Origin of the sequence: uncultured Cellulomonas sp., from assembly GCF_963527515.1 — a bacterium.
In the GTDB taxonomy this organism is placed as follows: Bacteria; Actinomycetota; Actinomycetes; order Actinomycetales; family Cellulomonadaceae; genus Cellulomonas.
In genome coordinates, this window is record NZ_CAURTV010000026.1 from 1 (window position 1) to 12,708 (window position 12,708).

At 73.5% G+C, this 12,708-nt stretch carries 9 protein-coding genes; all 9 read left to right on the forward strand.

Annotation, left to right across the window (positions count from 1 at the left end):
• Positions 1 to 1,551, forward strand: a 1,551-nt coding sequence (locus tag RYN42_RS08740; RefSeq protein WP_315095381.1) for a helicase-related protein, incomplete at its 5' end; no start/stop codon positions are given.
• Between the two features lie 38 nt (positions 1,552 to 1,589).
• On the forward strand, positions 1,590 to 5,045 hold the full coding sequence (locus RYN42_RS08745) for a TM0106 family RecB-like putative nuclease (protein ID WP_315095382.1): 3,456 nt from the start codon (positions 1,590 to 1,592) through the stop codon (positions 5,043 to 5,045).
• Positions 5,046 to 5,176: 131 nt separating this feature from the next.
• The gene (locus tag RYN42_RS08750) at positions 5,177 to 6,208 is read left to right on the forward strand and encodes a TIGR03885 family FMN-dependent LLM class oxidoreductase (protein ID WP_315095383.1); all 1,032 of its coding nucleotides are present in this window, start codon (positions 5,177 to 5,179) and stop codon (positions 6,206 to 6,208) included.
• Positions 6,205 to 7,887, forward strand: coding sequence for an alpha-amylase family protein (locus tag RYN42_RS08755; protein ID WP_315095384.1), 1,683 nt, complete (start codon positions 6,205 to 6,207; stop codon positions 7,885 to 7,887). The genes RYN42_RS08750 and RYN42_RS08755 overlap by 4 nt, the downstream gene beginning before the upstream one ends.
• A 113-nt stretch (positions 7,888 to 8,000) precedes the next feature.
• Entirely contained in the window at positions 8,001 to 8,948 is a 948-nt protein-coding gene (locus RYN42_RS08760) for an FKBP-type peptidyl-prolyl cis-trans isomerase (RefSeq protein ID WP_315095385.1), read from the forward strand.
• A 94-nt stretch (positions 8,949 to 9,042) separates the two neighbouring features.
• A complete protein-coding gene (locus RYN42_RS08765; protein ID WP_315095386.1) occupies positions 9,043 to 11,100 on the forward strand; it encodes an elongation factor G in 2,058 nt (685 codons plus the stop codon).
• A complete protein-coding gene (locus RYN42_RS08770; RefSeq protein ID WP_315095387.1) occupies positions 11,097 to 11,444 on the forward strand; it encodes a nucleotide pyrophosphohydrolase in 348 nt (115 codons plus the stop codon). The genes RYN42_RS08765 and RYN42_RS08770 overlap by 4 nt, the downstream gene beginning before the upstream one ends.
• Positions 11,445 to 11,454: 10 nt before the next feature.
• On the forward strand, positions 11,455 to 12,072 hold the full coding sequence (locus RYN42_RS08775) for an L-threonylcarbamoyladenylate synthase (protein WP_315095388.1): 618 nt from the start codon (positions 11,455 to 11,457) through the stop codon (positions 12,070 to 12,072).
• Between the two features lie 115 nt (positions 12,073 to 12,187).
• A complete protein-coding gene (locus tag RYN42_RS08780) occupies positions 12,188 to 12,649 on the forward strand; it encodes a TIGR00725 family protein (RefSeq protein ID WP_315095389.1) in 462 nt (153 codons plus the stop codon).
• Positions 12,650 to 12,708: the final 59 nt, after the last annotated feature.

Genomic DNA, 12,708 nt, shown 5'->3' on the forward strand with positions numbered 1-12,708 from the left:
GCAACTGCCCCGACCCCGGGGCTGCCGGCCCGGCCGGCCGCAACTGCCCCGAACCCGGAGCTGCCGGTCCGGCTGGTCGCTGTTGCCCCGGCGCCCGCGGAGATCACCGCTCCGAGCACGCACCCCGTCCCGCGAGTCGCCGCCCCGCGCGAGCTCCCCGCGGAGCCCGCACCGACAGACACCGGGACGGGGCGCCGGTCGGCCGGCACCCTCTTCCAGACCTTGGCGACGCCGTCGACGGTGGACCGGGACCCCCTCCCGCCCGGTGGTGACGTCCGCTACGTCGGACCGCAGCTGCGCCGGTGGCAGAAGGACGTCCTGGACGCCTGGCTGGCCGAGAGGCGGCGCGGGATCGTCGAGGCGGTCAGTGCCCAGGGCCGCGGTGTCGTCGGCGTGCTGGCCACGTGGGACGCGCTGACCCGGGGCGAGAAGGTGCTCGTCCTGGTGCCGACGACGGACCTCCTCGAGCAGTGGCTGACCACGTTGACGGTCCAGCTGCCCGGCCTGTCGGTCGGGCGTCGCGACCTGACCTCCGCCCACACGTTCGACGAGTGCGACGTGCTGGTGTCCCTGGTCAGCAGCGCGTTCGGGCACGACCTCCTGCAGCAGCGCGCGGGCCTGCTCGTCGCGGACCAGGTGCACAGGTACGGCTCGGCCCGGCCGGCGGAGACGCTCGGCGACGGGTTCGGGGCGCGGCTCGGCCTGACGTCGTCGGTGGAACGCCAGGACGCCGGGGTCGACGACGTCCTGCTGCCCTACTTCGGCACGGTGCTCGACGGGTGCGACCTGCGCCGCGGGCGGGCCGAGGGGGTGCTCGGCGAGTTCCGCCTGGCGCTCGTCCCGGTGGACCTCGGACCGGTGGACCAGGCCCGGTACGACGCCCTGTCCGCGCAGATCGCAGAGCTGCACGACCGACTGGCCCGGCACGGCTGCGCCCCGGTCACGTTCCTCGAGGACGCCGTCCGGCTGCAGAACGACTGGCGCGAGAACGCCTCTGCGGCGTCCGACGCCAGCGCGTGGTTGCGCGCGGTGAGCACCCGGCGCGACCTGCTGGCGACGTCCGCAGCCAAGGTCGACGCCGTCGCGCAGCTCGCCCCGGTGCTCGCCCGGTCGGCCGGCCTGGTCTTCACGCACACGAAGGACGACGCCGACGCTGCAGCCACGCGCCTGCGGTCGGCGGGCGTCGCGACGGCGGTGTTCCACCACGGCCTCGAGCCCGAGACCCGCCGGAACGCCCTGCGAGACCTGCGCAAGGGCGCCGTCACGGTGCTGTCCGCACCGAAGCTGCTCGACGAGGGGCTCGACCTGCCGACGATCGACACGGTGGTCGTCCTCGCGGGCAGCCGCTCCCGCCGTCAGCTGGTCCAGCGCGTGAGCCCTGTGCTGCTCCCGACGCGGGCGGAGCGGCTGCCGCTGGTCGTCGTCGTCCACGCGCGCGGAACCGTGGACGCGGACGACGGCTTCGTCGCGGACCTCGCCGCCGTGGCCACCGACGTCCGCACCTTCGACGGTGACACCGCCGCGATCGCGCCCTGGGCAGCGGGAGCCTAGCCGGACGCGCTGTCCGAGGCGGCCTCTACCCTCGGGCCATGTTCCTTCTCGACGACGGCGGCCTGGTCCTCTCCCCGAGCGACCTGGCCAACGCCGCCGCCTGCGAGTTCGCCGTGCTGCGTCACCTCGACGGCCGGCTCGGGCTCGCGGAGCCGACGCCGATCGCGGCCGACGCGATGCTCGCGCGCGTGTCCGCGCTCGGTACCGCCCACGAGAACCGCGTCCTGCAGTCGTACCGCGCCACGCACGACGTGGTGACGATCGCCCGACCGCGGTACGACGAGTCCGGCGAGCGCGCCGCGCTGGAGCGCGTGCACGCGTCGACGCTCGCGGCACTGGGCTCCGGTGCCGACGTGGTCTACCAGGCCGGGTTCTTCGACGGGCGGTTCACCGGGTGGGCCGACTTCGTCGTGCGCGAGGGGGACCGCTGGGCGGTGCTGGACACCAAGCTGGCGCGCAGCGTGAAGGTCACCGCGTTGCTGCAGCTCGCCGCGTACGCCGACCAGCTGATCTCCTCGGGCGTCCCGGTCACCGACGAGGTGCACCTGGTCCTGGGTGACCGGTCGCGGTCGAGCCACCGGCTGGCGGACCTGCTGCCGCTCTACCGCGAGCGCCGCGCCCGGCTGGAGCGGATGCTCGACGAGCACCGGGCGGGCGAGGCGCCGGCGGCCTGGGGTGACGGTCGGTACCGGGCGTGCGGCCGGTGCGACGCCTGTGCCGAGCAGATCGCCGCGCACCGGGACGTCCTGCTGGTGGCGGGGCTGCGGTCCACGCAGCGGGCCCGGCTGGCGAGCGCCGGCATCGGGACGATCGACCAGCTGGCGTCGGGCACCGGACCGGTGCCGGGGATCGGCGCGGCGACGCTGACCAACCTGCGCCGGCAGGCCGCGCTCCAGGTCCGCCAGGAGACCACCACCGACCCGCTCGTGTTCGAGGTGGTCGAGCCCGCCGCGATCGCGGCCCTGCCCGCACCCGATGCCGGCGACATCTTCTTCGACTTCGAGGGCGACCCGCTCTGGACCGACGACACGGTTCCGGCCGACGCCCCCGCGGACTGGGGGCTGGAGTACCTGTTCGGCGTGGTCGAGGCGGGCGGCCAGTTCCTTCCGTTCTGGGCGCACGACCGCGCGCAGGAGAAGCAGGCGTTCCTCGACTTCCTCGACTACGTCGCCCAGCGCCGCGCCGCGCATCCCGGCATGCACGTCTACCACTACGCCCCCTACGAGCGGACGGCGCTGCTGCGGCTCGCGGGGCGCCACGGCGTGGGCGAGGACGTCGTGGACCAGCTGCTGCGCGACGGCGTGCTCGTGGACCTGTACGCCACCGTGCGGCGCGGCCTGCGGGTGGGCAGCAGCTCGTACTCGCTGAAGAAGCTCGAGCCGCTGTACATGGGCGACCAGACGCGCGACGGCGCGGTGACCACCGCCACCGACTCCATCACCGAGTACGCCGAGGCGTGCGACCTGCGGGACGCCGGGGACGAGGACGCCTGGCGCAAGAAGCTGGACGAGATCGGCGACTACAACCGCTACGACTGCGTCTCCACCCAGCGGCTGCGCGACTGGCTGCTGGCGCGCGGTCCGGCACCGACGGGCGCGGCCGCGACGGAGCTGCAGGACGCGGCCGAGCCGGACGCCCTGGTCGCGGAGGCGCTGGCCGCGGCCGAGGCGCTGGCGGACCCCCGGGACCAGCAGGCGGTCCGGATGCTCGCGGCGGCGGTCGGCTACCACTGGCGCGAGGCGAAGCCGTTCTGGTGGGCGCACTTCGACCGGCTCCAGTCCGACCCCGCGGAGTGGCTGGACCCGCGGGGCACCCTGCTGGTCGAGGGCACCGCCGAGGTGGTCGAGGACTGGAGCATCGGGACCGGCAAGCGGACGTTCTCCCGGCGGCTGCGGCTGACCGGCCAGCTGGAACCGGGCAGCGACCTGCGCGCGGGCGGTACGGCGTACGCGCTGTACGACCCACCTCCGCCGTACGCGCAGACGTCGAGCACCGGCCACCGCGGCTGGACGGCCGGCGTCGACATCCTCGAGGTGACGGCTCGCCAGGCGGCCGACTCGGCGTCCGGCACCAGGGACGTGCTGCTCGTGAGCGACCGGCTCCCCACCGGCGCCAACCCCGGTCCCGACCTGCCGATGGCGCTCGCCCCGAGCCCCGGACCCGCGGTGAAGAGCATCGTCGAGGCCATCCGGGCGCTGGTCGGCGGGGTCGTCGGCGGGCTCCCGGACCTCCCGGACCTGCCCGCCGTCGACCTCCTGCGCCGGGTGCCACCGCGGACCCGCGCGCTGCCCCTCCCCCGCCCCGACGACGTCCGCGGCACCACCGAGGCCATCATCGACGCCGTCCTCGACCTCGACGGCTCCTACCTCGCGGTGCAGGGGCCGCCCGGCACCGGCAAGACCTACACCGGCGGCCACGTCATCGCCGCGCTGGCCGCGCAGGGGTGGAAGGTCGGGGTCGTCGCGCAGTCCCACGCGGTCGTGGAGAACATGCTGTGCGCCGTCAACGCGGCCGGCCTGCCCGCGGACCAGATCGGCAAGAAGGCGCAGGACGAGCACCCCGCCGACGCCGTCTGGCAGTCCCTCGCCAAGCCGGCGCACGCCGCCGCGTTCCACGCCCGGCAGCCGGGCGGCTTCGTCGTCGGCGGCACCAAGTGGGACTTCACCAGCCGCGACCGGCTCCCCGACGGGGGGTTCGACCTGCTGGTCATCGACGAGGCCGGGCAGTTCTCGCTGGCCGACACCATCGCCGTGTCCACGTCGGCGCGGAACCTCCTGCTGCTCGGTGACCCGCAGCAGCTTCCGCAGGTCACCCAGGGTCGGCACCCGGAGCCCGTGGACCGGTCCGCGCTCGGCTGGCTGGTCGACGGGCAGGACACCCTGCCCGACCAGCTCGGGTACTTCCTCGACCGCACGTGGCGGATGCACCCGGCGCTCACCGCGGCGGTCTCACGCCTCTCCTACGAGGACCGGCTCGCGGCCATGCCGCACACCGCGCACCGCGCGCTGGAGGGCGTCGAGCCGGGGCTGCGCACGATCGTCGTCGAGCACGAGGGGAACGCGGTCTCGTCGCCCGAGGAGGCCGCCGTGGTCGTCGACCAGGTGCGGGACCTGCTCGGCCGGCGCTGGACCGACGGGCCCGACCGGCCGCTGGAAGGGCAGGACATCCTCGTCGTGGCGCCGTTCAACGCGCAGGTCTGGACGGTCCGACGGGCGCTGGAGACCGCCGGCATCGCGGGCGTCCGGGTGGGCACGGTGGACAGGTTCCAGGGCCAGGAGGCGGCCGTCGTGCTGGTCACCACGTGCGCGTCCTCGGCCGACGACGTCCCGCGCGGCATGGAGTTCCTGCTCAACCGGAACCGGCTCAACGTCGCCGTGTCCCGGGCGCAGTGGTGCGCGATCATCGTCCGCTCGGCGCACCTGACCGACTACCTGCCGGCCCGCCCGGAGCAGCTGGCCGAGCTGGGCGCGTTTATCGGCCTCTGCTCGACCTGAGACGGGCGAGAACAACCTGGGTGACGTTCCGGACCGTCGGAACGTCACCCAGGTTGTTCTCGCCGCGGGAGCACCGCGTGGGCAACCGCTCACCGCGCACAACCGGGACGAACCCGGTAGAACCGATCCCCATGACCATCGTCGGATTCCACAACTCGCACGAGCAGGTCCACCCCGCCGCGCTCCTCGCCGCCACGCAGCGCGCCGAGCAGGCCGGGTTCGACGCCGCCATGTGCTCGGACCACTGGGCGCCCTGGTCGGTCCGGCAGGGCCACTCGGGGTTCGCCTGGACGTGGCTCGGCGCAGCGATGGCGTCCACCGACCTGCCGTTCGGCGTCGTCAACGCACCGGGCCAGCGGTACCACCCGGCGATCATCGCCCAGGCTGCGGCCACGCTCGGTGCCATGTTCCCGGGGCGGTTCTGGGTGGCGCTGGGCTCCGGCGAGAACGTCAACGAGCACATCACCGGCGGGCGCTGGCCGGCCAAGGCCGAGCGGGACGCGCGGCTGCGGGAGTGCGTGGCGGTGATCCGTGCGCTGCTGGACGGCGAGGAGGTCACGCACGACGGGCTGGTCACCGTGGACCGCGCGAAGCTGTGGACGATTCCCGACGAGAAGCCGCTGCTCATCGGCCCCGCGGTCACCCCGGCCACCGCCCGCGCCCACGCCGACTGGGCGGACGGTCTGGTCACGGTGAACCAGTCGCCGGAGATCCTCAAGCAGGTGGTGAGCGAGTACCGGGACGCCGGCGGCCGCGGCTCGCTGAGCCTGCAGGTGCACGTGTCGTGGGCACCGTCCGCGGAGACCGCCCTGGCGGTGGCCCGGGACCAGATGGCCGGTCAGGTGTTCGGCCCGCCGGTGGCCTGGGACCTGGACACTCCCGAGGCGTTCGACTCCCTCGGTGTCCACGTCGGCGACGAGACCCTGCGCCGCAGCGTGCTGGTCGACCACGACCCGGCCCGCCTGGCCGACCGGGTGAGCGAGCTGGTCGCGATCGGCTTCGACGCGGTCTACCTCCACCAGGTGGCCACGGACCCGCGGCCGAGCGACGAGAAGCACGACGACGCCGCGCCGACGAGCACGCCGCGCAGCGCGACCCTGGACGCGTTCGTCGACATGGCCGCCGAGCACCTCCTCCCCCAGCTGAAGCAGGTGACCGCATGAGGATCCACGACACCGGTGACCTCTGGTGGAAGAACGCCGTCATCTACTGCCTGGACGTCGAGACGTTCATGGACTGGAACGACGACGGCGTCGGCGACCTGCCCGGCCTGGTCCAGCGGATCGACCACCTGGCCGACCTGGGCGTCACGTGCCTGTGGCTGATGCCGTTCTACCCGACCGCCGACTTCGACGACGGCTACGACATCTCCGACTTCTACGGCGTCGACCCGCGGCTCGGTCACGCGGGCGACCTGGTCGAGGTGGTCCGGACCTGCCGCGACCGCGGGATCCGGGTGATCGTCGACCTCGTCGTGAACCACACGTCCGAGAAGCACCCCTGGTTCGCCAGCGCGCGCAAGAGCAAGGATAGCCCGTTCCGGGACTTCTACGTCTGGCGCTCCGACAAGCCGCCGTCCACCAAGGACAAGGTCGTGTTCCCGGACAAGGAGACGGGCATCTGGACGAAGGACGACGCCACGGGCGAGTGGTACCGGCACACGTTCTACCACCAGCAGCCCGACCTCAACACGGCCAACCCGCAGGTGAGGGACGCGATCGCGAAGGTGATCGGGTACTGGGCGGAGCTCGGGCTGAGCGGGTTCCGGGTGGACGCGGTGCCGTTCTTCCTGGCCGACGCCGCCAAGACGCCAGGCGACAAGGTGGAGGACAAGCACGACTTCCTCAAGGAGCTGCGGGCTTTCCTCACGCGCCGGGCGGGCGACGCGATCCTCATGGGCGAGGTCAACCTCCCCTACGAGGAGCAGAAGAAGTACTTCGGCGGCGACGGCGCCGACTCCGACCAGCTGACCCTCCAGTTCGACTTCATCGGGATGCAGAACCTGTACCTGGCGCTCGCCCGGCAGGACGCGGGGCCCGTCGCGGAGGCGCTCGAGCAGCGGCCGGAGATCCCGCACGACGCCCAGTGGGCCACGTTCGTGCGCAACCACGACGAGCTCACGCTGGACAAGCTGTCGGAGGACGAGAAGCAGGAGGTGTTCGCCGCCTTCGGCCCGGACCCGGACATGCAGCTGTACGGACGGGGACTGAGGCGACGCCTGCCGACGATGCTCGGCGGCGACCCGCGCCGCCTCCGGATGGTCTACTCCCTGCTGTTCTCCCTGCCCGGCACCCCGGTGCTGTTCTACGGCGAGGAGATCGGCATGGGCGAGAACCTGGCCGCCGAGGGCCGGATGGCCGTCCGGACCCCGATGCAGTGGACGTCCGGCGTGAACGGCGGCTTCTCCCGGGCGCCCAAGCGCGCACTGTCCGGACCGGTCACAGAGGGCGGGTTCTCGCCCGAGCACGTCAACGTCGCCGACCAGCGTCGTGACCCGGACTCCCTGCTGACCTTCGTCCAGCTGCTCGTCCGGCGCTACCGCGAGTGCCCGGAGCTCGGCTGGACGCCGCGGGCGGAGATCCTCGACCAGCCGTACGCGGCGGTGCTGGCGCACCGGAGCACCTGGGACGACGGCTCGCTGGTCGCGCTGCACAACCTGGGCACCGAACCGGTGATGGTCCCCCTGCGGCTGGAGGACTGCGACGACACGGTCCAGCTGGTCGACCTGCTCCAGGACGGCTCCTGCACCATCGACGCCGGCGGCCGCACGCAGGTGGAGCTCGACGGCTACGGCTACCGCTGGCTGCGGGTGATCCGCGAGGGCGACCGCCGGCTCCTGTGAAGCGTTTCGAGCCACTCAGCCCGCGGTCCGCTCAGCGGGCTCCCAGCAATCTCGCGTACCGTGCCGAGGTCCGCCGCCTCCCCGGGCGGGACCCGAACCGACGGAGGACCCTCGTGCGCCGCACGACCACCGCCCGCCGCGGCCTCGCCGCCGCAGCACTCGCCCTGACCCTCGGCCTCTCGCTGGCCGCCTGCTCCGGCGACGCCGCCGACGACCCGTCGCCCTCGTCGACGACGACGTCGACCGCCGACCCCGCGGACGTCGCCGCGCTCGCCGACGTCAAGGTCGAGGGCGAGCCGGGCAGCAAGCCCACCATCACGCTCCCGAGCACGCCGTTCGAGGTCACCGCCCTGGTGGTCCGCGTGGTCGACGAGGGCACCGGCGCCGAGATCACGGAGGGCCAGACGCTCTCGATCCAGACGACCGCCGTGTCCGGCGTCGACGGCACGGACCTGGGCAACACGTACGAGAGCACGCCCGAGAAGATCGTCGCCGACGACCAGCTGCTCCCCGACCTGCACGACGCGCTCGTCGGCCAGAAGGTCGGCGTCCGCATCGTGTTCGCCGTCCCGGCCGAGGGCGGCACCAACGTCGTCGTCGGCGAGGTGGTGGACGCCAAGGACACCCCGAAGCCGCTCGACGGTCCCGAGGGCGAGGCCGTGGAGCCCGCCGCCGGGCTGCCCGGCGTGACGCTGGACGCCGACGGCAAGCCGTCGATCGCCCCGATCGCCGACGCCGCACCCACCACGCTCGTCGTGCAGCCGCTCATCAAGGGCACCGGCGACGTGGTGACCGAGGACCAGACGCTCACCGTGAACTACACGGGCTGGCTCTGGGACGGCACCGAGTTCGACTCGTCGTGGACCAGCGGCGAGCCCGCGACCTTCGCGCTCACCGGGGTCATCCCCGGCTGGACGCAGGGCCTGGCCAACCAGACCGTCGGCAGCCAGGTGCTGCTGGTCATCCCCCCGGACCTGGGCTACGGCGAGGCGGGCAGCGGCGAGACCATCCCGCCGAACTCGACGCTGATCTTCGTCGTGGACATCCTCGGCGCCAGCTGATCACCCGAACGCTCCACGAGCCCGGGACGCTCCTCGCGTCCCGGGCTCGTGGCGTCCTAGGGTGGCGGGAGGAACCCGAGACCGGGAGTGGACCATGGACCAGGCAGCGTCGCCGCGGATCCGGACGGTGGCGCTGCTGGGCGCCGCCGGGTCGGGCAAGACCACACTCACCGAGGCGCTGCTGCACCGCGCCGGTGTGCTCACCCGCGTCGGGCGTGTCGAGGACGGCTCGACCGTCACCGACCACGAGCCGGAGGAGATCGCCCGCGGCATCTCCCTGGGCCTCGGCGTCGCCCCCTTTCCGTGGACGGCGACGGACGGCAATGCCTACGACGTGACGCTGCTGGACGCGCCCGGGTCCGCGGACTTCGCCGGGGCCGTCGACGCCGCGCTGGCCGCCGCCGACCTCGCCCTGATCGTGGTCAGCGCGGTCGACGGGGTCCAGGCCGGCACCCACACCGCCTGGCGGCTCGCGGCCGAGGCCGGGGTGCCGCGCATGGTCGTCGTGACCAAGGAGGACAAGGCGCGGGCGGACTTCCGGCACGTGCTGGAGGACCTGCGGACCGCGTTCGGCGACGGGCTCGTCCCGCTGGAGCTGCCGCTCGGCGAGGAGACGGCGTTCACGGGCGTCGCCGACGTGCTGAGCGAGGAGGGTCTCGCGTACGACCGCGACGGGCGGCACCACACCGAGGCCCTGCCGGCCGGGCTCGCCGACGAGGAGCACCGCCTGCACGACGAGGTGACCGAGGAGATCGTCGCGCACGACGACGACCAGCTGGAGCGCTACCTGTCCGGCGACGTGCCCACCCCCGCGGAGCTGGAGAGCACGCTCGCGCAGGAGGTCCGGTCCTGCGAGGCCTTCCCTGTGGTGCTGGCGTCGGGCGTCACCGGCGTCGGCGTCGACCGGCTGGCGGACCTGCTGTGCGAGCTGGGGCCGTCCCCGGCCGACCGGACCGCCCACGTGCTGGCCGGGAAGACCGAGGTCCAGGTGGCCGCCGACCCCGCCGGTCCCACCCTGCTGTACGCGTTCCGGACGCTGGCGGACCCGTTCGTCGGCCAGGTGACCATGTTCCGGGTGCTGTCGGGCACGGTCCGCAACGGCGACCGGCTGCTCAACACCGCCACCCGCACGGAGGAGCGCATCCCCGGGCTGTTCCGGTTGCGCGGCAAGGAGCACCTGCCCGTCGACGCGGTGCCGGCGGGGCAGATCGGCGCCGTCGCCAAGCTCACCGGGACCCCGTCGGGAAGCCTGCTGGCGGAACGGACCGGGCCGGGCGCGTCGATGACCGCCCGGCCCCCCCGCGAGCGCGCGACCGTGTACGGCCTCGCGCTGGAACCCGTCACGCAGTCCGACGACGACCGGCTCTCGGCCGCGCTGACCCGCCTCACCGCCGAGGACCCGACGCTGCGGGTCGAGCGGTCCGGGGAGAGCACCGTGCTGCGCGGGCTCGGCGACACCCACCTGGCCGTGGCCCTCGAACGGCTGGCGCGGGTGTTCGGGGTGCACGTGAGCACGTCGCCCGTGCCGGTCGGGTACCGGGAGACCATCCGGCGCCCCGTGGAGGCCGAGGGGAAGGTCAAGAAGCAGTCGGGCGGGCACGGGCAGTTCGCCGTCGTGCAGCTGCGGGTCTCCCCCTTGCCCAGCGGGTCCGGGTTCGAGTTCGTCGACGCCGTCGTCGGCGGGGCCATCCCGCGCACCTACGTCCAGGCCGTGCACAAGGGCGTGATCGAGGCGATGGCCGCGGGCGGTCCGCACGGATACCCCGTGGTCGACCTGCGCGTGGAGGTCTACGACGGCAAGTCGCACTCGGTGGACTCCTCGGACATGGCGTTCCGCACGGCCGCCGCGGTGGGCATCCGCGAGGCGCTGCACGCCGCCGGCACGATCGTCCTCGAGCCCATCAGCCACGTGGGCGTGACGGTGCCGATGTCCGCGCAGGGCGACGTGATGAGCGACCTGTCCGCCCGCCGGGGGCACATCAACGCGACCACGTCGCTCGACGACGGCCTGGTGCTCATCGAGGCGTCGGTGCCGGAGGCGGAGCTGGCCCGGTACGTGCTGGACCTGCGCTCGATCACCGGCGGCCGCGCGGAGCTGACCATCGCCGCCGACCGGTTCGAGGTCTGCCCCGACCACCTCGTGCCGGCATGACGGAGCTTGCCGAGCTGGCGCGCCTGGTACGGGAGTTCAGCACCGAGCGCGACTGGCAGCAGTTCCACGACCCCAAGTCGGTGATCCTGGCGCTGGTCGGCGAGGTCGGGGAACTGGCGGAGCTGTTCCAGTGGGTGCCCGCCGACCAGGCCGTCGCACAGTTCTCCGCCCCGGACCGGCACGCCCGTGTCGCGGAGGAGATGGCCGACGTCCTGGTCTACCTGGTGTGCCTCGCGGACGTGCTCGGCGTCGACCTGGGCGAGGCGGCGCGCACCAAGCTGGCCGCCTCGCACGTGCGGTTCGCCGCCGACCAGGTCCGTGGCGTCGCACCCCACAAGCCGTAGCCTCGACACCATGGCCCGGTACTTCGACGTCCACCCCGAGAACCCTCAACCGCGGTCGATCGGGCAGGTGGTGGAGCTGCTGCGCAAGGACGCGGTGATCGCCTACCCCACCGACTCCTGCTACGCGCTCGGCTCCCGGATCGACAACCACGACGGCGCGGACCGCATCCGCGCCATCCGGCACCTGGACGACCGGCACCACTTCACGCTGGTCTGCGCCGACTTCGCGCAGCTGGGCCAGCTGGTGCACCTGGACAACAGCGCCTTCCGCGCCATCAAGGCCGCGACGCCCGGGCCGTACACGTTCATCCTCCTGGCCACCCCCGAGGTGCCGAAGCGGCTGGCCCACGCCAAGAAGCGGTCCGTCGGCGTGCGCATCCCGAACCACCCGGTGGCCCAGGCGATCCTGCGGGAGCTGGGTGAGCCGCTGCTGTCCAGCACCCTGCTGATGCCCGGCGCCGAGTGGCCGATGGTCGAGGGCTGGCAGATCAAGGAGGAGCTGGACGCGGTGCTGGACGCGGTGGTCGACGCCGGCGACTGCGGCACGGAGCCGACGACGGTGGTGGACTGGACAGAGGGCACCCCGGAGGTCGTCCGGGTAGGCGCCGGCGACCCGGACCGCTTCTGACGCGCCCACCGATCTCGACTGGAGCTGCCGAGCTCGTCCCTCCCGGCCGAGCTCGTCAGCTGCAGCTCACGAGCTCGGCTGGAACTGACGAGCTCGACCGCGGGAGGGTGACCGGGTGAGCAGGTACGTGGGGGTGGTGGGGCCGTCCGACGCGGCCGACGACGAGGTCCGCGACGCCGAGGCGCTCGGGCGCGGGCTCGCTCAGCGCGGGCATGTCGTCGTCTGCGGGGGACTCGGCGGGGTCATGGCGGCGGTCGCGCGCGGGGCGGCGGACGCCGGCGGGATCGTCGTCGGGCTGCTGCCGGGGACCGACCGGGCCGACGCGAACCCGCACGTCACCGTCGCGCTGCTCACGGGGCTCGGTGAGCTGCGCAACGCCCTGCTGGTCCGGTCGAGCGACGTCGTCGTCAGCGTCGGAGGGTCCTGGGGGACGCTCAGCGAGGTGGCGCTGGCGGTCCGGACGGGCGTGCCGGTGGTGGCACTGCGGGGCTGGCCGCTGTCGGGCGACCCCGCGCTGCACCCGGTGACAACGGTCGAGGAGGCGCTCGCCGCGGTCGACGCGCTGATCCGCCCATGACGGTCGGCTGCGAGATCGTGGGTTCGACGCGAGATCGTGGGTGGGCACCGTCGATCTGG

Excerpts from the sequence above, each read along its gene's own strand:
- RYN42_RS08745 (WP_315095382.1), top strand. The coding sequence starts at position 1,590 with ATGTTCCTTCTCGACGACGGCGGCCTGGTCCTCTCCCCGAGCGACCTG.
- RYN42_RS08750 (WP_315095383.1), top strand. The coding sequence starts at position 5,177 with ATGACCATCGTCGGATTCCACAACTCGCACGAGCAGGTCCACCCCGCC.
- RYN42_RS08755 (WP_315095384.1), top strand. The coding sequence starts at position 6,205 with ATGAGGATCCACGACACCGGTGACCTCTGGTGGAAGAACGCCGTCATC.
- RYN42_RS08765 (WP_315095386.1), top strand. The coding sequence starts at position 9,043 with ATGGACCAGGCAGCGTCGCCGCGGATCCGGACGGTGGCGCTGCTGGGC.
- RYN42_RS08770 (WP_315095387.1), top strand. The coding sequence starts at position 11,097 with ATGACGGAGCTTGCCGAGCTGGCGCGCCTGGTACGGGAGTTCAGCACC.
- RYN42_RS08775 (WP_315095388.1), top strand. The coding sequence starts at position 11,455 with ATGGCCCGGTACTTCGACGTCCACCCCGAGAACCCTCAACCGCGGTCG.